Here is a 21,250-nt window from a genome sequence, read left to right on the forward strand (position 1 = left end):
ATAGAGGCGGCATCCTTTTTCTGCAATTTTGAGCGTAGCCAAGTGGTAGAAAAAGATAAAGCCGATAGCCCGACCAAAATATTGCGAAGCAATGTTTGGGTAACGCCCATTTTTCGACAGAGCCTTCACAGATGGCGGTCGAAATACCAAGTGAAGATAAAGTTCTTTGATAAAAAAGTGAGTTTACGTTTAGGCCCTTCGACTGCGCTCAGGGCATAATTCGTTTACGGTAAGCAAAGCTTACCTAACTCATTATGGGGCCGACCGGTTTTGACAGCAAGACCAATGGCGATGTAAGCATGCCGAGCGCTGGGATACAGCTCGTAAATCTCATGTTTCACACTTTTAATTGGCGAAAATAATTACGCTCTTGCCGCATAATCTGAATTATAGTAAGATGTGCCTCGTCCCTACAAGGTAGGGAAGCGAGATGTTCCTGAATAGCCCTTGTTGACGGCGATTCGTTTAGGAGCACCAAAAAAGTCAACACAAGGGTGTCCGCTCGCTTTGGCGGTACCTCTAAAATCTTAAGAAGCTAAGTGTGTATTAGGCCGTATCTGGTCAGGTATGCATCGAAAATTAAGCAGATACTAAGCATGTAGAAAGCATGGTTATTGCTTGTTTGGACGAGGGTTCGAATCCCTCCGGCTCCACTAAAACACCATCAAAACAACACATTAAACCTGTAAATAACTGATTTACAGGTTTTTTTATTTTATTTGGTTTCACTTGAACTCAATTAAATTCAATTTAAAAGGCACTAAATCGATACCCATAATATGTCAAATTCCTTTACAGTCTTATTTTACCTTGAAGACAAGCGCTGCGACAAGAACGGAAAAGCTGGACTATGTCCGGGTCTTGATTCCATCTGACAGACAATTCCCAGGAAGAAGAATTTATCTATAATTTGTTAGTTGCATATGGCATTTCAAAAACCTCTGTAACACGACTAAAGAAAGGAGATTACAATCTCGCAAAAGTAGATGGAGAAATACTTTTCAAAAAGAAAATTGAAAGATAAGTTTAACCCAAGGATATATCAAATCTGTGCAGTCCATTTGCCATGGTCAGTTTACCCGGCATAACCACACAAAAAGAACAAAACTTAATTTTTGAGATTTCATATCAAATATGTTCACTATTACTTAACTTAGCTTCCCATGACCAAAAATAAGTTCAATACTTATATAGCATATTTATTCATAGCTGCTTACCTCTCTTTAAAAGTGGTAAGTTTTCATGTTTTTGTTCATGAAGATGACAACGTTTTGGAGTGTCAAGTTTGTGAATTTATAGCGGTTGCCAACTCGGTGCCGCAAATTAATGGCACTTCAGAATACAATGTACAAACATACTTTACACATTCAACTTTTGTAGTAGAGAAGAATTATGATTTTGTTTCAAAAAAATCACTGAAAAAAGAGAAACTGTTCTCTAGACCTCCTCCTCATTTTTTATAGTTTACACTTCTACATTTTCGAAGAAATAAATCTATCATTAGTCTTTACATGTCTTATGATATAAGGCGGCAGGTACACCCATTCATATAAATACTTTCAAATCAATAAAAAAAATATTCTCTCCTCTTATAAGGAGCAGCATAGTAGATAACGCTATTGAAATCTCATTGGTCTTACGGTTGTACCCAGATAACAACGGGTATGGCATATATGTTCAAAGTCTTTTGAGAATAACATCAAAAAATAGAGATAGGTCTACCAATAAACAACCAAACTATAAATGAAAAAATCTATAATACTCCTATTAATACTTTTCAGTAATAATTACTTATTTGCCCAGGACACAGGAAAAATCACTGGAAAAGTTACCGATCAAAGCTCTCACCCTATATATCTGGCAAACTTGTCGATTGATAATCAAACAGGTACTGTTACCGATGAAGACGGAACCTATAGCCTTAACTCATTAGAGCCCGGGGAGTACGTAATTACTGTTAGTATGTTGGGATATAAAACCTTACGTCAAAAGATAACGGTTTCAGCTGGAGAAACAAGTACGGCCAATTTTGTCCTTGAAGAATCACTTAACCTACTGGATGACATTGTGGTTTTGGGCCAGCGCAAAAAAATAGTGTCAGCAACCCGTTCCAATATGGAATTGATTGATATACCAATGGCAGTCCAGGTGGTTGATCGGCACGTGCTTAAACAACAGCAAATAATTAATTTAAGAGAAGTTTTTAGAAACGTAAGCGGCATACAAAATACCGCAGCTTGGGGAAACGGTTCCCGTAGACTGGAAATTTCTGCTAGAGGATTTTTACTAAATGATGCCAACTACCGTAGAAATGGATTACTTATTTCCAATGAAGGAAATCATTTTTCCGATCACATAGAAGAAGTACAGATATTAAAAGGTCCAGCCTCGGTATTGTATGGCGATGTTTCCCCAGGGGGCGTAGTAAATTTTGTGACCAAAAAACCAAAGGATTTTGATTTTGTTCAAGTAAAGTACACAACTGGCTCATGGGGCTTGGTAAGGCCTTCTTTGGACTTTAACAAAGTGCTCAATGCAAGTGGTTCTTTGGCTATGCGTGTGAATGCAACCTATGAAAAGGCCGATAGTTATCGTGACCATGTCAGTAATGAGTATATTATGTTGGCACCTTCATTTTCTTATAAGCCAAACAATAATTTCTCGTGGACTGTCGAAGGCTTGCTTAGGGACGATAGCAGCGTAGAAGATTCAGGTATTTTTGTGCCAAGTGTTACGCTGGAAGAAGCTAGAAGCGTGCCGTACAATAGGTTCTATGGCAATCCAGCTAGTAGAAATGAATTCACGGAAACAAGCTTGGTATCAACGCTTCAATATAAGTTGACCCCTAATTTACAGTTACGGCTTACCAATCAGTACCAATCTGTACCTAGATTGAATAGAGGTCTTTGGCAGAATTGGGTTTATAGCCCTGGAGATGTCGTTCCCCTTAGCTCTTTTGGGATAGATTCGACCGACCCTGAAAATCATCCTTCTTTAGCCAGATTGGATGTAGAAGTAGTGAATGGAGGGCAGGATCTTTTGCTAAATGAGCGCGTTATCGAATTTGGAAATTCGGCAACTTTTAATGATTTGGTAAACTTTGCCAACTTGTTGGAAGTTAATTATGAGTTTAATACAGGATCGGTAAAACATAACGCGCTTGCAGGTTTTGATTACACTTTCTCTACCGATAGAATTACCTACCAAAGATTTCCAAATGCTATAGGGTCTTTTGATAATCCGGACCCGACAATCATTAATAATCTATTTGAGTTGAACACAGACCCAAACCCTTATAAAGATACGCTATCACGTACAGGGTTTAACCTTCAAGATCAATTAATGCTCATGGACGATAGATTACATGTACTGATGGGATTACGATTCAACTGGTACAAAAGAGATAGGAATTACGACAGGGAATCGGAAAGACCGGCAGATTATAAAAACGAGGTCGATAAACCAGTCATCCCAAGACTTGGACTGTTATACAAATTAAAGCCAAACGTTTCACTCTATGCTTCTTATGCAGAAAGTTTTGAGGTAAATGGGAGGCATCGATACAAACCGGAAGAATTTTTGGACCCAACCCTAGGAAAACAATTTGAAGGAGGTGTTAAAGCCAATTTCTTTAATGAAAGGTTAGGGGTTACTTTGGCTGCCTTTGAATTAAGAAAAGAAAATCAACCCAGCTTTATTCTTACTGAACTGGCCGATGAAAGTGGACTCTCATATGATCCTTCCGAGGTGTCTATAGATGGCCATATCTTATACATATCCAAAGCACAAAGAAGCCGAGGAATAGAATTGGATTTTAGTGGTAGGATTACTGATGAATTAAGCGTTCAAGGAAACTACACGTATTTACAAACCGAGATTTTGGATGACATCGTTTTTGAAGAGGGTAACGAACTGGAAAATGCACCCAACCATAGTATCGGTTTATGGTCAAACTATGCCTTTACCAATAAACTTAAAGGATTGTCCTTAGGATATGGTATTTTTCATCAAGCGCAATATTTTGGGGATAAAGCAAACTCCGATGCACAGCTACATCCCGCAAACACAAAAATGTCTTTGGCTCTAGGGTACGAAACCAAAAAAATTCAACTACGTATGAATATTGAAAATTTAACCGATGAGCGCACCTATTTTAATTCATTTGGATACTACTGGTTACCACAACCTCCAAGAAGAGTCTTGTTTACGGTAGGGTATAATTTTTAGAAATAACAAAGTAATGCTTATGGATACAAGTAGAAGAAAATTCATGGAATATGCAGCTATAACAGCTAGTGTAGTCGCGCTACCTTCCTCATTGTGGGGATCGACCGCTAGGAGTAAATTTGATTTACCCAAAGAGAATAGTGCTGATTTCTGGTTGGAGCTATCAAGAAAGGCCTACCATAAAAACGCTGAAATAATTAGCACAATGGCCAACCAAAAACCTGTTTTGGCTGTCATCAAAAACAATGCTTATGGTCTTGGGGATGTTGAAGTGGCCAAAATATTGGACACTAGTGTCCATATAGAAGGCTTTGCATTGGTTAAAGCCGATAGAGCTTTGGCTTTAAGAAAAGCTGGAATCAAAAAAAACATACTGCTTATGGGTGATTTTGATGAAAGCTTAGGTCAAGACCTAGTTGAAAATGACATTGTTCTGAGTATTTTTTCCGCACATGCATTACAAAAAATCAAAAGCTTATCCAATAACTCAAAAAAGCAAATAAGTACAGCGCTTTATATTGATACTGGCTTAGGGAGAATGGGAATTCCTTTCAACCAAGCCTTTGAGTTGGCAACCGCTGCGTCTGGTAGTTTAGGCTTAAATATTAAGTATACTTTTTCTACGTTGACCACACCAAAGGACTTTGCCAAAGAGCAGATCAGAATTTTTAATGAATTAATTCAAGAGTTGTCAAGAGAAGGTGTCAATGTGGGAAAAACACATTTGGCACCTTCTTTTTCGCTGATAGACTTACCTAGTTCACATCAAGATATGGTACGACCAGGTATTTTAATTCATGGTTCATACCCATTGGCCAATATGGATGCGTCAAAAAAATGGCCACTAATGCCTACGTATCGTTTAAAGTCACGTGTAATGCGTCTTGAAAAACTATCGGCTGGAGATACCATTGGTTTTTCAAGGTTTTATAAAGTAACTAAAGACGAATGGATTGCCACACTGCCCATTGGCTGGGGAGACGGCTACGATAGTGGCGCTGAAAACGGCGCTAAAGTACTTCTAAATGGAGCCTTATATTCTGTTATCAATGTAAATGCCAATCATACAAATATCTCATTGGGTGCCAATACTATGGTAAAGGTTGGCGATATAGCAACATTGATAGGTCCGGAAAAACCGGAGATCACACCTGAAGGGTTTGGTAAATTGGTCAAAAGGCATAATTACCTTCAAATCAATTATAAAGAGTCTATCCCAAAATTAATTTTCGATGTCTTTTAGAAATTTACCGTTTTACATACTATTATTTTTTTCTTTGGGCGCTAATGCTCAGCGTGAAAATTACCTTAAGCTTCCCGACCAAAATGTAACGCTTTATTACGAGGATGAAGGCTCAGGAAATCCAATCATTTTTATTCCTGGCTGGACGATGACCACGCGTTTTTTTTCCAAACAAAAGGAATATTTCTCCAAACAGTACCGATTTATAACTTTTGACCCAAGGGGCCAAGGGGAATCTCAAAAAACATCAGTTGGGAATTCCTATGATGTACATGCACAAGACCTTGCGGAATTTATAAAACTATTAAAGCTAAAAAATGTGGTATTGGTCGGATGGTCCAGTGGCTGTATTACCATGTTCGAGTATCTAAAGCAATTTGGAACAGGGAATATTAAACAAGTCTTTTTTATAGATGAAACCCCTAAATGGGTAGGCGACATGGATTTCGAATGGGTATACGGAAACTTTGATGACTACCGTTCAAGTCTATTGGGATTAACCCGCTCAAGAACCAGGGATGCCGCTGGCACAGTGAACTGGATGTTGCAAAACCCCGTGAGTGATAATGATAAAAAATGGATGGTAAACGATATGTTGAAAACACCAAACCATGTTGCATTGAGCTTATATATTGATGGTTTAGCGGCGGATTATATAGATGTGGTCAAAAACACTGAAACTCCATCTAGATCAGCTTTCTTTTTAAGGGATTCATGGTATGGAAAAGCAAGTTTATGGTTAAACAAGGAAGCACCGTTTTTTAATACTGTTGCAATAACGAGCCATGCAATGTTTTGGGAGAAACCAAAAGAATTCAACGACCTATTAATGGGTTACTTAAAGAAATAGAGATAGCTCGTCCATCGTAACTTAGTAACAATAATTAAACCACTATGATGCTACAAGCAAAAAACCTAACCAAAAAATATGGGGAGCATACAGCTCTTGATCAACTTAACCTTACCGTAAATACTGGGGACATTTATTGTCTTTTAGGAGCGAACGGAGCTGGGAAGTCCACTACAATCAACCTCTTTCTGGATTTTGTAAAGCCCACTTCGGGATGTGCATTAATTGAAGGTGTAGAAGTCGCAAAGCATCCCGTAAAAACAAAAGAGAAAATTGCTTACATTCCTGAAAACCTGAACCTTTACGCCGAATTGTCCGGACTGGAAAACCTACAGTATTTTGTTGGCATATCAGGAAAAAAATACGAAAAAGACGATCTCATTATGTTTCTGAATGAAGTTGGCCTTCAGGAGAGTGCCCACATGCAAAGAATCAAAGGTTACTCAAAAGGAATGCGTCAAAAAGTAGGAATAGCCATAGCACTGGCCAAAAAAGCGAAGGTACTTTTGCTTGACGAGCCTACATCGGGTTTAGACCCGAAGGCTAGCAATGAATTTTCAGAATTGCTACTAAAGTTAAAAAAACAGGGTACAGCAACCCTTATGGCCACACACGATTTGTTTAGGGCCAAAGAAACAGGTACCAAAATAGGTATCATGAAATCCGGTAGTCTGGTTGACGAACTCTCTTCAACAGATATTAACCACACCAATCTTGAAAAGCTCTATCTGGCCCACATGAATTAAAGCTACCACAATTAAGATTTTAATACTTGTAAAAAAAGAAATAAAGCAACTCCTTAGAACCGGGCAGTATAGGGTAGCTGGCTTTATTGTGCTCATTTTAACAATAATGGCCTTCTTGGTCAGTACTGGTTATTACAAAACCGTTCAGGAACAGCACAATATCGCGAAAAGTAACGAACGTCATGTTTGGGAGCATCAAGCCGATAAAAACCCTCACAGTGCAGCTCATTACGGAACCTATGCATTTAAACCCAAGTATCCCCTTTCGTTGATAGATCAAGGCGTTGACAAGTATGTAGGGATCTCCATTTTTTTGGAGGCCCACAAAAGAAATGAGGCCCAATATGCTGCGGCGACGGATAAAACCGGGTTAGCCAGGTTTGGTGAACTAACACCGGATTTTATACTGCTTTTCATTATGCCATTACTGCTCATACTTCTAGGGCATGATATTTTTACAAAAGAAAAAGAACGCGGTACACTCAGACTTATCATAAGCCAAGGAATTAACCCTCGTTTACTTGTCATAGGAAAATGGCTCGGTGTTTTTACCCCTATTGCTTCACTTACATTGGTGGTCTTTTCGATTGCCGGAATTTTACTTGGCTCACTTAGTGATTTTGGTAGCTTTAGCATGTTGCACTTATTGTTTATGCTACTCATATATTTAATCTATTACGCTGTTTTCACGAGTGTTTCCCTTATCGCTTCCTCGCTCTCCAAAAACTCGGGGATTTCATTGGTAAGCCTTTTAGTTTTTTGGATTTTGAGCAGTTTGGCCATCCCAAAGGCAGCCACTAACTTGGCAGAATTAAAGTATCCTTATCCAACCAAACAATCTTTTGACGAAGCAATCGCACTGGATAAATCAAAAGGTCTGGATGGTCATAACCCTTGGAGTGAAGCTGCTAAAATATTAGAACAAGAAACTTTACGGAAATACAATGTAAAAAGTCTTGAAGAATTACCTTTTAATTATGATGGATTTCGGATGCAGAAGGGAGAGGAACATGAAGCTCAAATCTACTATAGGCATTATAACGAATTAAAGAAAGTATACGGCACACATAATGAGATTTATAACTCGTTCACCTTTTTTTCCCCTTTTCTCCCGACTCGTTTTTTGTCCATGTCGTTGGCCCGGACCGATTATAACTCACACTGGGATTTTTCGGATGCGGCCGAGAAGTATAGAATGCTGCTACAAGACAAGCTAAACAGTAATTTTGCAGCGAATTCCAAATATGGTGATTGGGCATACAAGGCCGACCGATCGTTATGGAAGGAAATGCCAGAGTTTGTGTATAGTCCTCCTACTTTATCCGAAATTTTATATCAAAATAAAATGAGTATGGTTGCCCTATTTACTTGGTTAATGGTCTCTTTTTGTGCACTTTTCTTTTTCACTAAACCTATTTGAATCCTTATGTTACGGCTTAATATACTTACAGAATTTCGCACCATTAAAAGAAATTATTGGCTTTCATTTATCACGGTTTTATTGTTGTCATTGTGTTTGTATGCAGGCTGGAATGGTCAAAATAGAGTTGTTCAAAGACAAAACAGTATTGCAGCGGCCATCAACCAAATGAAAGCTTCCGATGCGTTGATGATGGCACATTTAGACTCTCTTTCTGCCGGACATGGAATAAACTTGGCCAGTTGGCAATATCCAAGCCTTCCAACGGCCGCTGGTGATTTGAACCCACGGGTCACTCCATTTAACCCGAGTCATTTAAGTTTTGTTGCTACGGGTCAGAGCGATATGTTCAACCATTATGTCAAACCTACATTAACTGATGATAATTTTAGTATTGCCTTTACAGAGTTAGCAAGTCCTGTGAGTTTACTTTTGGGAAATTTTGACCTCTCATTTGTTTTGGTTTATTTGTTGCCCTTGGTAATAATTAGTTTTAGTTACAATATCCTTAGTAGTGAGAAAGAACAAGGTTCGTTCAAGCTTATTGCTACCAGCCCACTGAGTCTTCGTTTATGGTTGCTTCAAAAAGTATTGGTCAGGTTTGCCATCATCGTAATTCTATTATTGACAAGCCTATTCATTATGTTTATACTATTTAAAGTGTCCATCAATAAACTTGTTTTAATTTTTATGTTGCAAGTGTGCTTGTATTTGGCCTTTTGGTTTGTATTGGCTTATTTACTTAATCTCAGAGGCGCTTCAAGCTCTACTAACGCTATTGTTTTATTGGGCTGCTGGGTGATTGTTGTATTGGCCATACCATCACTTGTCGGTCAATCGGCCAATGTATTATATCCTACGCCATCAAGAACTATGCTTATCAATGAGATGCGTAGCCTACAAGCCACAGTAGATAAAGAACAAGATAAGATTTTAGATGATTACTTAAGAAGTCACCCAGAACTGGTAACCCGTGAAGCTGATGAAAGTACGGCTTATGGATGGTGGCAAAGATATTTTGCTTCAAAAAATTTAATGTTAGAAAAGATGGGGCCTCTCCTAACCGAGTACGACCAATCACTCAAAAAGCAACAGGAATGGGTACATAAACTTAGCTTTTTATCCCCATCCATATTGTTGCAAAACAATTTGAATCACATCTCCAATACTTCCACGGCCCATTATAATTCATATCGGGAAAGTGTTTTACATTTCACTGACCAATGGAGGGATTTTTTTCTTCCTTTGGTTTTCCAGGAAGAGGCTTTTACCAAGGAAATGGTAGCGAAATTACCTAAATTTCATTTTGATAGTTCAAAAGTTCAATCTCCAATTTTATTGAATTCAACAATAATGGTAATAATAATAACAAGTCTATTACTTCTAAGTTTTACCATTGGAATCAAGACTGAATAATTTAATTAGCTCTCTATAGTAAGAACCAATGAAAAGGACATAAACAATTTTGTTGCCAATAGTTACTGTCCTATTTTTTAAGCACCTCAATTATTTTTATTGATAGTTAGGCATATAAAATATGTGTTCAAAAATTGTTTTTTGCTTTCAGTGTGCTTAATGGGAATACCTCCAAGATTTTAAATTTAAAACAATGATTTTCAATCGTGTAAAATTTCCTCAATGATTAAGTCATAGATTTTAACTTGTCCCTTACCTATATTGAAGTTATCCTACCCAGAATTTTGGTTTTTTATTTTTCATGTTGACACCCTGTCACAAGGAAATAGCAAAATGATCAAGGGAATCTTAGGCTAATTCACGGCATTAGAAACCCTTTTTCTTGAACAAGAGTACTAACTAAAACGATTCAATAGTTCCTATACTTCCATTTCCGAATACATCAAGAACAAGATAAACTTGCTTACAAAATCGACTACTTACTTATCAACCCGATAAAATGGGACTGAAAACCAGACAGAAATCCTGTAACAATATGTTATTTTCAAAATTCAGGATATTACTTATAACGATACATCGTATAATTGGTGTATGTGTGGCGAATTAATGTGCACAAAGACGAATTCAACTTGAGTATACATGGCCATGAAACCATATCGCAATCTTGCTAGGTCCCAGAAAGTTGCCGCCAGCGCAAACACCAAAAACCTGTTGCACCACTGGTATCCTGTAATGGCTTCATCACAGTCTACACCCTTTTTAATGCCCGTTATTATACTATCACTGATATTTTGTCGCACTGACAATAATCAAAGTTTTAGGGTGTCCAATGGTCTGCGGATCACCAACTCCATGGCACTATTCTTTGACCATACCGAAAAGCACTGGTATAAATTAAGACTCAGTCCTAAACAAATTTTAAAATCAGCAACCTCCGAAAATGTCAAAATCTTTCGTTTACTTGACCTCATCATGACCATAGAAGGAGGAAAAAGGGTCAATATATTATTGTTGGACCAGGACCGCTGGAAAACAGTATCGGCATATGATCAAATCAGCCATAGCATATTTCGATGGAATATGGTATTACGAAATGAGCTGATTGCATCAAGATTAAACAAACCTTAAATTCACATATTAAAATGAGAAAAACACCTTTCTACCTTCTGGCCCTTGCAATTATGGGTTGTACGGTAAAATCAACATTCAAAGACTATGAGAACTGGACGAAAATGCCCGCGTATACATTGGATACAAACCTACGCTCCCCTATCAAGTTTTTCCCTGAAACCGTATCCACATCATTGGACAAGTTCAACACCTCTTTCAGTCCTGATGTTAGGACCATTTATTATTCCGCTACCTCCCAAAAATTAGGAGTTACCGGAATCGCATTCCAAGTATTTAATGGCAACACTTTTTCAGAGCCGGAGTTCGTACCTTTTGTAATGAGCGATACCCCCATCGCTGATGTACAGATTTCCCCTGATGGCGAGACCATGTTTTTCTCCACCTTCCAACACTACGAAGGAAAACCTGAAGGATTCAATTTTAATATTTGGACCTCTCAACGAAAAGACGGCCAATGGCATGATCCACAGCCAATAGGCGCGCCAATAGCATCAAAGGGCAACGAATTCTATCCTGTCATGACAAAAGATGGAACGCTCTTTTTCAATTCCGACAAAACAGGTAACTCCGATTTGTATTTCTCACGATTCCAGCATGGAAAATATCAAGAGCCGATTGCCCTTCCAAAAAACATCAATTCAGAACGACGAGAGGCAGATGCCTTTGTGGCACAGGATAAATCGTTTATCATTTTCGTTCGTGTGGACGAGCCCGATGGATTTGGCAACAGTGATCTGTACATAAGCTTCAACAAAGGAAACAATGTATGGACAGACCCCATCAATATGGGGGAAAATATCAATAGTGACCAAATTGATGGGAGTCCCTATGTAACTCCTGATAATAACTATTTGATATTTACAACGGGACGTCGTTTAGCCGGGATTCAAGAAACGGCAATGTCCAGTTATGCCAAATTTAAATCCATCCAATCCTCCAGTAATAATGGATCACTGAATTTTTATATTGTCGGTTTGGATTTGGATTACTATAAAAACATGGTTCTTTAGCTATGCTCACATATATCAAAAAATAATGGGCATTTCCAAAATTTTGGAACGCCCATTATTATCAAATCATCAACCATACGCTTTTTAGGCAACGGCAATTCATATTGATCGAGCCAATCATTTATAGAAATATAAATTACTTCAATCCCAAACATATTTCCAATTTCCATTTGGTTGAAGTTTCCAAATGGTCATATAAATCCCAGGATACTCGATCAATTTTCCCGAAGAATCGGGAAGCCACCAGATATAGGCACCATAACTATATGCCAAATCACCAGATTTAGCCATTACTATTTGCTTGGGAACCCATTTCACTTTTGCTTCTTCATAAAGTGAGGTGCCATAAAATTTTGCTATGGCTTCCTTTCCTTCCACAAGTACCCCATTTCTATTCAATACTGCCTGATCATCTGCATAAGATAAAAAAGCTGTCTGGACACCTGACTCCCGTATCATTTGTTGAAAGGCCATTTCAGTTTCATAAATAGACCTTTGCTTCCCTTTGAAATTTACTGGCATCCCACTTTCCTGACCAATTCCGGTAAAGAGATATGCATTGGAGAAGCATGCTAAGACAATTATTTGAATCAACTTCATATAACCACTATTTTATATCGTGAAGGGTCAGTTGTCAGTTTCTACTTATTCTTTCCTCTCGCTCACAAGTCTTCCTCAACGGAAAACCGTAGCACAGTCTTCAAGTTTTCAGGTGCTGTTTTATTAAAATCCGTCAGATAAATTTCCCGATGGCTATCCGTAACCCTTTTCAATTGATGGTTCGAGGCGTAGATTTCCATTTGTTCCAACGTTTCTGTTTCCCTTTCAAAAGGCCCTACATGCATCATCTGTACCGACTTGCCGTCACGTATGACCTGGTATCCGACCTTACTCAGATATTCATTGTCATTACGCTGAACCAAATCGGTCAACAAGGACATAAAACGCTGTTGTGTTATAAATCCAGGTTGTCGAATCATAAGCTCATAAACTAAATTATCCTTATACCGGCCACCTGCCGAACACGTATTGGTCATATTCATATGGCTCCAAATACCCTCGAGGGGATAAACCGTGTAATCATAATAATCTGCTGGTCGGTCATCGGATTTCTTAAGGGTCATTTTAATAGCATATGAAATGGAATAAAGTGCTTTTACCGCATGGGCGAATTTTGGATCTTTTGGACTTCCTTTATCGCTTATCGTCAGGAAGACTTGTGATGGAACATCAATCAGTTCCGGTCCTTTTTTCGGTAGGTAGAGCGATCGCTCCTGTTTCCGCCATTCATGTTTCTTCATCTAAACTTATATTGTCCGTTATGTTTATTGTTGTTTTGGCAGATAGACCTGGGGTATCGGGTTATCCTCTGTTTCTTGCAGCCAGAATATATTGACCACCCTCCATCTGTTGCCTTGATTAATCAGTTGTATACTATTGATACCCCTCATAAAAGGTTCGGTATCGCTTTTGCTTTTAAAACACTGATACGTGCTGAATACTTGAGCAATATTCCCGAATACCGCAACTTCACGATGTATCTCTTCTTCAAAAAAACCATTTTCGAACAGCCATCGCCCTGAACTTTCAATATAACCTTCCGGCGTCAAAAAAACAGCACCCACTGTACCATCCGGATTTTGCCTAGTGGCAACTAGTCGACCGTTAGGATGATAAATATATCGCATCAGGTCCCAATCGCGCTCTTCGCCCTTCTCTCCGGATATTACATTGTACAAAGCATCAATGGTACCATCTATTGTAGAGGTGACATCAGCATAATCTTTTTCTTGGGCCATACCCTTACAAAAAACCAAAAGACAAACGGCGTAAAACAGGTAAGTTTTCATTTCAATTAGTAACTTTAATTTTTTAACAATTATTTCTGTAACGAATTCCTTTTTACCATACTCATTACATAAAGCAAAACTAGGTTGAATGAAATCCAGTTTTATGTTGAATTCTTAAATCAAGAGACTTTTTTATCATGGATCTTTTGTTGATACTCTCATTTTTATCCGGAATTGCTATTCCAGGGGGATTGCTGTTAGCCATTTATTTTTACTATGTCAGAAAAGAAAATAAATTGAAACAAACCTTGTTGGCCCTCCTATTCGTGTCATTGGCGGTACGTTGTTCCAAGTCATTTTTCTGTTTTTCACTGAACCTTCCAGAATTGGGGATGGCTATCAGTTATCTAGGACTGGCTTGTATTGGCCCATTAACCTGGCTTTATGTCAAGAATGCCCAAAAAATGGACCTTAACAGTTTACATGCGCGCGAATACCTTCATTTTCTTCCCGCAGTATTTGGCTTTATGGCAATTACGGTACTGGGAAAGGACTTTGCTGTGGAACTTTATATGTATACGACCTATCTTATGTCCATATACCTATTGGTTTCTTGGGCTCTTCTACTCAAGGGCGGACAGGGTATGGAAAATGTCTTGGTGAGATGGAACATGGTATTGTTGACAACGGTAACTCTTTTTTGTTCGATTTACCTTTTCCAATATTATACTAATGAGCTTTTGAACTATACCATTGCTTCCGGTTTATCCTCTCTTTTATTTTATACCTTATTTATTGTGTCCTTGAAAAACCCCATGCTATTTCCCAAAAAACAGGTTCGCAAAAAAGGAGACCCCAAGGTATTGGAAAAAGTAAGATTAGCCATTAATAGAGATAAAATATACCGCGTGCCTTCGCTCACATTAGACAAATTTTCCAAGGAATTGGGATTCCCCTCTTATTTGGTTTCCCGATCTATAAAGGCGGAATATGAAAAAACCTTTTCAGAATTCATCAATCATTTGCGCATACAAGAGGTTATAGACAAGCTACCGGAGCGCGAAGAGGGACATCATAAAATTGAAGGCCTTGCTTATTCCGTTGGCTTTAATACTCCTTCAACTTTTTATGCCGCATTTAAAAAAGTTACCGGTATGAGCCCTACCGAATATGAGGAACAGTTATTGGGCATGGACAACCTGGTTTCCCATGCTTAAATCCCAAACCGGTATGTAACCTTTATCATCAGGGCCCTATGGCTCAGGGTAAAATCATCGGTTTCATTGTTCTGGTTGTAGATGAGAAAAATATCGGACAATGGTGAAAAACGCCATTGCAACTTGGAAAATATACTAAAATTCCTATTGAACGAATTATACTGTACCGCGCTATTGAGAAATAGTTTATTGGAAAAACTGATAGATCCATTGAATCTTATCAAATGGAGCAAGGTCTTGCCATAGTTCTTAGGCAAATCAATGTTGTTCATATCATACGAAATCCCAAAATTTGCCCAATATCCAAAACGAAGATTGGTCGAAGAGGTAACGATCAATCTGTTTCCATTATAGAATGTACCCATGTTTATCCCTAGAGCATAACTCAAACGACGTCTAATATCTGAATTATAAGAAAGATTAGTTCTCCAATGGGTATAATTGTCCGCGGGTAGGTTGTCGTAATTCTCACCCAAAAAATTTGTGGGATACATCAGGTCTATATCCGAATGATTCAATGAGACCGTAAATGAACCTGTATTCTTAAAAAATGCATCATAGGCTAGGTTATACTGTCGCTCATTGGGATTTCGGTTAAAGTAATAGATGTGGTGCCATGTCCGAATACTATGGGTATTGAGCACACCCGATTTCGGAAAAAAAGTAAACTTCATCCAAGGATTTATCTGGGTGTATCCCTGTCTGATCAATCGCCCTTCTTCTGCATTATAGACAAAGGTCCTTGGGACAAAGCCCAAATCAGCCCTAAAGGAATCATTTACTTGGTTAAATACCCAACCTGCCCCGAAACCTCTAGAACTGTAGCTACCTTCCATGCCAAGGAAATGCCCCGAAGGCAGCCCTTTTGTTTGACTTGTATGGAACATAACTACATTGTTCAGCTTCCCATTATCGGAAATAAAAGAGAACTCGCCTCCCAGGTTACGGCTATCGCGGTCCGAGCCACTTTCATCCAATATATTCCGATTTATATATAGACCCTTGATTGAAGAACGTTTCAACACCCTATAGTGAAAGGACCCAATTGTATTTTGTACAGCGCCCATAGTTTCTGTAGAGGCTGTCCGTATGTCCATCAGACCCACCCGCAGGTTCTTACCAAGATTACCTGTCAATTTCCCCCCATAAACAATAGGTACCCTTTCCCCGTTGGCCAAACCGATTCTACGGGAAAAAAAAGGTCTGATATTCTCGTTTCCAAAATTGGAAAAGACATCATTGTTCTCCAGAAAAAAGTCCCTGCGCTCCGGTAGGGAAATATCAAACCTAGAGATATTGACAATTTCCTGATCCACATCTGCATTGGAAAAGTCTGGATTGATCGAAAGGTCAGCATATAACGAACGGGTGATGGGAACTTTAACATCCCCACCTATTTCCAGGTCGGTGTCCACACTTGCCCCCTCCACTCTACCTTCGTTGTAAATCCCAGTAACATAAGGTTTCACAAAAAATCGCTTTGCTTTTACTTCTGGAGGTTTTGACCATGACAAGGTACCCATATAATTAAGATCTATGGCATTGAAGTTTACTGGAAATTCGGTCCATGTATAATAAAAATTCGCCGTCTTATCCGTTCGAATAAAGTTAATGCCCCATTGATCATTATCCTTAGTGTACCTTAGACTATTGAAGGGGATGGCTATCTCAACAAACCAATGATCTTTATAATGACCCACTGCGGAATACCATTTTTCATCCCATGTTTCTGAATACAAGGTTTGGGATGATTCTACAGAAAGAGTGCCATCTATTTCGGCGCCACCGGCATTGACACCGAACAATACACCATGCTGCTTGCTATTGATTGGGTCTATTACTACTGAAAAGGAATCACTGTTCCAATGTGCATTATCGGAGTCCCTTTGCAGTGACTGAACGACGCGATCACCATTATCATAAATCCAAGCGCCAATAAACAACATTTGGTGATTATAGGTCATTTTTATCCTAGTCTCTTTCGTTGACAATCCTTTATCTATGGGATTGTGATTGTAGAGTTCATGTATCATATCGAATTCTTCCCATTCATCACTATCATGCAATCCATCCACTTTAATGCGCTTGGAATGTGATTGAATTTCATAACGAAATCGGTTCCTACTGGAGGTAAGCTCCTGACCAATCAACAATTGACAGTACAGAAACAGCAGGACAAATACAACCAACCTATTAACCACTTGATATTTTTAAACTTCAATATTCCCTTATTATTTACATATCCTGCTACGGAATTAGGAATTGAGGAGATGAAATTTAAATCCCATTTTTATAGATACGCACTATGCCTAAGTCATTTACTCACATCCATCATGTCACCGTACAGGTATGGAAAGTATTTATTCCATTAAGAAAAGAAAAGGTATAATTATAGTATCCTCAATACTTAATTGTAGATTTCCCATAGCATAGAATTGCATATTACACTAATACATCATCAATGTTGAACCTGTGAAGGGTATCTCTCCCAAAAGTGCCATTTATCCATTCCACGACTGCATTCTGGATTCGTTTTCCGGTTGTATATATTTGAACTGTATTCTATGTATGTCCCTCTATTGTGAGATGAGCTTTGCAATAAATTCAGGACCGATGTCCAAACGTATGTGTTTGGACTTACCCCTTCGTTTTATCCAGTAGTTCGCGACCGCACCACCGATTGCTTGTGAAGGGGAAATTCCACTTCGACGTGCAGTACTTCCCTATTGTAATCGTCCATAATGATAAGTGAGGTGAAATTTGCTCTTTCTCATATTGTCGTTTAGTTAAGATGATTATTCTACTTTTAAACAGTTCGGTTTTAAGGAGAGCTTATAAAGTAATGATTCTCGTTTTGAAGACATAAAATTTAATTCCACATACATATAATGATATTGGTTCAATCAATTTGCACATAAGCATTTTGATGATAAGAATCTATTGGATGGATTGATGTTGTTCACTGACTTCTAAGACGATGATTTTAGGCTACATATTACTTAGCTGCCATTGATTAACATGGCAGAAAAATATGGCCCTAAGGAAAACTCGTAAAGTACATAGCAAGCTTTATCAAAGTTCAAATAAACGATACCCTATAAATCGGGATTTAACAATAAATCCATTTTAATGCTGTATTCAAAAAAGTGGGCGTAGAGGCATCTCCTTCTTTTTCGTAAAATCATATCACAAAATTTTAGTGCTGTCACATCCTTTACAACCCTCTTTTCTCGGAGCCTCCTGTTAAAGTCTCTTAAAAGTTGGTACTAATTTATGTATTTGCAGCTATTCGGACGACCCGGCACCCATAAACGAGTAAGTTTAGTTCCAAAATAAATCAATAAAAGCAAACCATATGTGTCGTTTATTTTTCGTTTGGACCTTTCTTTTTGTTTCCATTTTGGGATTGCACTCCATCCATGCCCAAACACTACAAAGAAAGGGACTTTTAGGGGTAATGATGCAAACTTTGAACGATAGTATTGCCGCCCAACACAAGCTTAAAGTCAGTTCGGGAATCTATATCACAGCTGTAATGCCCAATTCTACTTTTTCAAATTTGGGCGTGGAACAGGGCAATGTGCTTACCCAACTAAACGGCAGGTCGATAAATGGTGTACAAGACGTTTTGGATGTTGCTGGGGAGTTATACGAAGGAGATCTTGTAGAAGTGGAATATTGGTCAGGCGGTAAAAAGCGGAACAATTCTACCCGTCTACTTGGAAGGCCAAAGGAGAGTTTTGAAAACGGCATTGTTTCCTATGGTGAGGTAGTTTACGAAGGAAATACCTTAAGAAGCATTTTTGTGACACCCAAACACAAAGAGAAGCCACCTGTGATCTATTTTCTTCAGGGCTATACCTGCGGTTCAGTAGAAACAGTATCTGACGATGGCCCAATGAAAAAGTTATTGCTCGATTGGGTAAATGCAGGTTTTGCTGTATACAGGGTCGAAAAACCAGGGGTAGGTGACAGTAAAAGCGAGCGGCCATGCTCAGAAATTGGTTTTGAAGAAGAATTGATGGCATTTAAGCAGGGATATGCCGATCTATTGAAAAAACAAGCAGTGGACACTGATAATATTTTCATGTTCGGACACTCCATGGGAGGGGTGATAGCTCCACTGCTAACCGACGTAAAATCACCACGAGGGATAATTACCTATGGAACCGTTGGAAAAAATTGGTACGATTATATGGTTGACCTCTATACCATTCAGCCCAAGCATTTTGGGGTTTCCGAAGCACAAATCAAAGAGAACAATAAGGTCAATCTAAAGTTCAATGACGATTTGCTGGTCCACAAATTATCAGGAAAGGAAATGTCGGAGAAAAAAGAATACGCATCACAATTCAACCTGGAAGACTTTAAAAGGAACCAATACATTGGCCGTGATTTCAAATTTTGGCAAGGACTTGTCGATGTTGACATCACAAAAAGCTGGTCTATGGTCAAAACCAATGTCCTGGCCATGCACGGCGAATTTGATATTCAGGCAATCGATGAAAAAGGTGCGCAGCGAATTGTTGATTTGGTCAATAAGAATGTTGGTAAGGGTACCTTTGTCTTGATAGAAAACGCAGATCATGGCTTTGTGAAATTTGATTCCATGCAACATAATGTCCAGACCCTTTCCAGCGGAAATATGCTATCGTATGCAAGTGAAAACTACAATACCGAAATAGCCAGGGAAAGCATTGACTGGATGCGAAATAACCTTAAACAATAGACCAATGAGACTTAAGTATTTGTTGGCTACATGCGCACTCTTCTTTTCATGTCCAGTAAGTCATTATGAATAGACCAAAATGAAATTTTCATAAAAACTGGCAAATAAAATTTGGATAGTACAAAGGTTGCATCATAATGGCCACTACCATACGTATAAATGCAGTGGAATACCGTTTTAGACATAAAAGGCAAAGTGGTTGGATTGGTTTAAATGAGATACAAACCAAGAGAAGAACAAAATGGTTTTTGAACCTTTCTTCATAAGACATATAAAATTAAACAACTTAGAAAAACACTTTAATCAAAACGAAAATGAGAAAACTATTCATAGCTCTGACAGCAGTTTTTTTAATCCAAAACATAACTGCTCAATTCCATACCTTAACTATGCCACAAGCAAGCCCTAGGGTACAAGAAATCCAAAGATTGGGTGTAACGGAAATTACATTGGATTATGGAAGTCCTGCATTACGAAACAGGGATGTTTGGAATGATGTGGTTCCACAAGAAGGAAACCCCATTGCATGGCGGGCCGGCGCCAATATGGCCACCACCATTACATTTTCCACGGACGTAATGATCGAGGGACAACCTTTAAAAGCAGGTAAATATGGATTTCATATCATTCCAAAAAATGATACCTATACACTGCTTTTTGCTCACAATCATGATCAATGGGGAAGCTATTATTTGGATATGGATAACGATATAAGCCTACAGGTAACCGTAAATCCCAAAACATGTGCAATCTCCGAGCAGTTGGATTATGAATTTTTGGACAGGACTGAAAATTCGTTGATCATTGGGTTGGAGTGGGGCAAAAAACGTATTCCATTTAAGGTTGAAGTAGATTTGAACAAAACTGTTGTTGAAAGTTTACGAAGCGAATTACGTGGCATAAATACCTATCACTGGCAGGCATGGAACGATGCTGCCTTGTGGTGCTTGAACCATAACACCAATCTGGATGAGGCTTTGCAGTGGGTAAACAGATCGATCAATGGTGGGTATAACGGTTTTGCCGCCGATAAGAACTTGACCAATCTTTCAACCAAGATACAGTTGTTAAAAAAATTGAACAAGGCCCAAGAAATGGAAAACATAATTTCTGAGGCCAAAAATCTAGATGTCACGGCTTATGAAGCTAACGGATTTAGTCAGTTCTTGCTTCAAAACGGATTCTATCAAGATGCCTTGGATTACTGTAATATAGCCTTAAATAAAAACCCTGACACATGGTTCCTTCAACTTAATAGGGGCATCAGTCTATACTTTTTAGGGAATAAAAAGGCTTCCTTAAAGGATATTGGCAAAGCAATTAAAGGTGCCCCAGAACAATTCCATTCAAGATTGAAAGAAATAATGGCCGAAATTGAAAACGGCACCTATAAACTGCCTCAACAATCTTAAAATCAAATTTATGTACTATTTGAAGCGCATCACTGAATTGTTCATCCCTTGTACCCCGG

The 21,250-nt window shown here is 38.5% G+C and carries 16 protein-coding genes and 1 other RNA gene; 13 read left to right on the top strand and 4 right to left on the bottom strand.

What is annotated here, in order from left to right; genetic code table 11:
* The first annotated feature begins 256 nt into the window (after window positions 1–256).
* The 10 genes from ssrA to AB9K32_RS02115 all read left to right on the top strand — a co-directional run bounded on the left by ssrA (window position 257) and on the right by AB9K32_RS02115 (window position 12,043).
* Window positions 257–656, top strand: a transfer-messenger RNA (tmRNA) gene (ssrA, locus tag AB9K32_RS02070).
* Window positions 657–1,163: 507 nt separating this feature from the next.
* Window positions 1,164–1,463 (top strand): hypothetical protein, encoded by a 300-nt coding sequence (locus AB9K32_RS02075; protein ID WP_369884205.1) that lies wholly within the window; start codon window positions 1,164–1,166, stop codon window positions 1,461–1,463.
* Window positions 1,464–1,743: 280 nt separating this feature from the next.
* A complete protein-coding gene (locus tag AB9K32_RS02080) occupies window positions 1,744–4,227 on the top strand; it encodes a TonB-dependent siderophore receptor (protein ID WP_369884206.1) in 2,484 nt (827 codons plus the stop codon).
* A 19-nt stretch (window positions 4,228–4,246) separates the two neighbouring features.
* Window positions 4,247–5,470, top strand: a complete 1,224-nt coding sequence (gene alr, locus AB9K32_RS02085) for an alanine racemase (RefSeq protein ID WP_369884207.1) — start codon at window positions 4,247–4,249, stop codon at window positions 5,468–5,470.
* Window positions 5,460–6,320 (top strand): alpha/beta fold hydrolase, encoded by an 861-nt coding sequence (locus tag AB9K32_RS02090; RefSeq protein ID WP_369884208.1) that lies wholly within the window; start codon window positions 5,460–5,462, stop codon window positions 6,318–6,320. Before alr ends, AB9K32_RS02090 begins: the two co-directional genes overlap by 11 nt.
* A 47-nt stretch (window positions 6,321–6,367) precedes the next feature.
* Window positions 6,368–7,066 (top strand): ABC transporter ATP-binding protein, encoded by a 699-nt coding sequence (locus tag AB9K32_RS02095; protein WP_369884310.1) that lies wholly within the window; start codon window positions 6,368–6,370, stop codon window positions 7,064–7,066.
* Window positions 7,067–7,088: 22 nt separating this feature from the next.
* Entirely contained in the window at window positions 7,089–8,486 is a 1,398-nt protein-coding gene (locus tag AB9K32_RS02100) for a DUF3526 domain-containing protein (protein ID WP_369884311.1), read from the top strand.
* Between the two features lie 6 nt (window positions 8,487–8,492).
* Window positions 8,493–9,902 (top strand): DUF3526 domain-containing protein, encoded by a 1,410-nt coding sequence (locus AB9K32_RS02105; RefSeq protein WP_369884209.1) that lies wholly within the window; start codon window positions 8,493–8,495, stop codon window positions 9,900–9,902.
* A gap of 645 nt (window positions 9,903–10,547) precedes the next feature.
* Window positions 10,548–11,030, top strand: a complete 483-nt coding sequence (locus AB9K32_RS02110; protein WP_369884210.1) for a hypothetical protein — start codon at window positions 10,548–10,550, stop codon at window positions 11,028–11,030.
* 14 nt (window positions 11,031–11,044) lie between these two features.
* Window positions 11,045–12,043, top strand: coding sequence for a hypothetical protein (locus AB9K32_RS02115; protein WP_369884211.1), 999 nt, complete (start codon window positions 11,045–11,047; stop codon window positions 12,041–12,043).
* Window positions 12,044–12,184: 141 nt separating this feature from the next.
* Here AB9K32_RS02115 and AB9K32_RS02120 read toward each other — a convergent pair whose 3' ends face one another.
* The 3 genes from AB9K32_RS02120 to AB9K32_RS02130 form a co-directional block, all read right to left on the bottom strand.
* Window positions 12,185–12,643, bottom strand: coding sequence for a hypothetical protein (locus tag AB9K32_RS02120; RefSeq protein ID WP_369884212.1), 459 nt, complete (start codon window positions 12,641–12,643; stop codon window positions 12,185–12,187).
* A 62-nt stretch (window positions 12,644–12,705) separates the two neighbouring features.
* The gene (locus AB9K32_RS02125; RefSeq protein WP_252080434.1) at window positions 12,706–13,344 is read right to left on the bottom strand and encodes a GyrI-like domain-containing protein; all 639 of its coding nucleotides are present in this window, start codon (window positions 13,342–13,344) and stop codon (window positions 12,706–12,708) included.
* Window positions 13,345–13,368: 24 nt separating this feature from the next.
* Window positions 13,369–13,893 carry a hypothetical protein gene (locus tag AB9K32_RS02130; RefSeq protein ID WP_369884213.1) on the bottom strand — a complete coding sequence of 175 codons (525 nt, stop codon included), beginning with the start codon at window positions 13,891–13,893 and terminating at the stop codon, window positions 13,369–13,371.
* Window positions 13,894–14,030: 137 nt separating this feature from the next.
* On the opposite strand from AB9K32_RS02130, the gene AB9K32_RS02135 reads away from it, so the two are divergent.
* Window positions 14,031–15,050 carry a helix-turn-helix domain-containing protein gene (locus AB9K32_RS02135; RefSeq protein WP_369884214.1) on the top strand — a complete coding sequence of 340 codons (1,020 nt, stop codon included), beginning with the start codon at window positions 14,031–14,033 and terminating at the stop codon, window positions 15,048–15,050.
* On the opposite strand, the gene AB9K32_RS02140 is transcribed toward AB9K32_RS02135, so the two are convergent.
* The gene (locus tag AB9K32_RS02140; RefSeq protein WP_369884215.1) at window positions 15,047–17,251 is read right to left on the bottom strand and encodes a DUF5916 domain-containing protein; all 2,205 of its coding nucleotides are present in this window, start codon (window positions 17,249–17,251) and stop codon (window positions 15,047–15,049) included. The genes AB9K32_RS02135 and AB9K32_RS02140 overlap by 4 nt on opposite strands.
* A gap of 1,154 nt (window positions 17,252–18,405) precedes the next feature.
* On the opposite strand from AB9K32_RS02140, the gene AB9K32_RS02145 reads away from it, so the two are divergent.
* Window positions 18,406–19,779 carry a serine aminopeptidase domain-containing protein gene (locus AB9K32_RS02145; protein WP_369884216.1) on the top strand — a complete coding sequence of 458 codons (1,374 nt, stop codon included), beginning with the start codon at window positions 18,406–18,408 and terminating at the stop codon, window positions 19,777–19,779.
* 314 nt (window positions 19,780–20,093) lie between these two features.
* Entirely contained in the window at window positions 20,094–21,191 is a 1,098-nt protein-coding gene (locus AB9K32_RS02150) for a DUF2911 domain-containing protein (protein ID WP_369884217.1), read from the top strand.
* Window positions 21,192–21,250: the final 59 nt, after the last annotated feature.

The sequence above is a fragment of the Allomuricauda sp. XS_ASV26 genome, assembly GCF_041224615.1.
Taxonomy (GTDB): domain Bacteria; phylum Bacteroidota; class Bacteroidia; order Flavobacteriales; family Flavobacteriaceae; genus Flagellimonas; species Flagellimonas alginolytica.

Coding starts and splice junctions, on each gene's coding strand:
- AB9K32_RS02075 (WP_369884205.1), top strand. CDS start 1,164: ATGACCAAAAATAAGTTCAATACTTATATAGCATATTTATTCATAGCT.
- AB9K32_RS02080 (WP_369884206.1), top strand. CDS start 1,744: ATGAAAAAATCTATAATACTCCTATTAATACTTTTCAGTAATAATTAC.
- alr (WP_369884207.1), top strand. CDS start 4,247: ATGGATACAAGTAGAAGAAAATTCATGGAATATGCAGCTATAACAGCT.
- AB9K32_RS02090 (WP_369884208.1), top strand. CDS start 5,460: ATGTCTTTTAGAAATTTACCGTTTTACATACTATTATTTTTTTCTTTG.
- AB9K32_RS02095 (WP_369884310.1), top strand. CDS start 6,368: ATGCTACAAGCAAAAAACCTAACCAAAAAATATGGGGAGCATACAGCT.
- AB9K32_RS02105 (WP_369884209.1), top strand. CDS start 8,493: ATGTTACGGCTTAATATACTTACAGAATTTCGCACCATTAAAAGAAAT.
- AB9K32_RS02110 (WP_369884210.1), top strand. CDS start 10,548: ATGAAACCATATCGCAATCTTGCTAGGTCCCAGAAAGTTGCCGCCAGC.
- AB9K32_RS02115 (WP_369884211.1), top strand. CDS start 11,045: ATGAGAAAAACACCTTTCTACCTTCTGGCCCTTGCAATTATGGGTTGT.
- AB9K32_RS02120 (WP_369884212.1), bottom strand. CDS start 12,643: ATGAAGTTGATTCAAATAATTGTCTTAGCATGCTTCTCCAATGCATAT.
- AB9K32_RS02125 (WP_252080434.1), bottom strand. CDS start 13,344: ATGAAGAAACATGAATGGCGGAAACAGGAGCGATCGCTCTACCTACCG.
- AB9K32_RS02130 (WP_369884213.1), bottom strand. CDS start 13,893: ATGAAAACTTACCTGTTTTACGCCGTTTGTCTTTTGGTTTTTTGTAAG.
- AB9K32_RS02135 (WP_369884214.1), top strand. CDS start 14,031: ATGGATCTTTTGTTGATACTCTCATTTTTATCCGGAATTGCTATTCCA.
- AB9K32_RS02145 (WP_369884216.1), top strand. CDS start 18,406: ATGTGTCGTTTATTTTTCGTTTGGACCTTTCTTTTTGTTTCCATTTTG.
- AB9K32_RS02150 (WP_369884217.1), top strand. CDS start 20,094: ATGAGAAAACTATTCATAGCTCTGACAGCAGTTTTTTTAATCCAAAAC.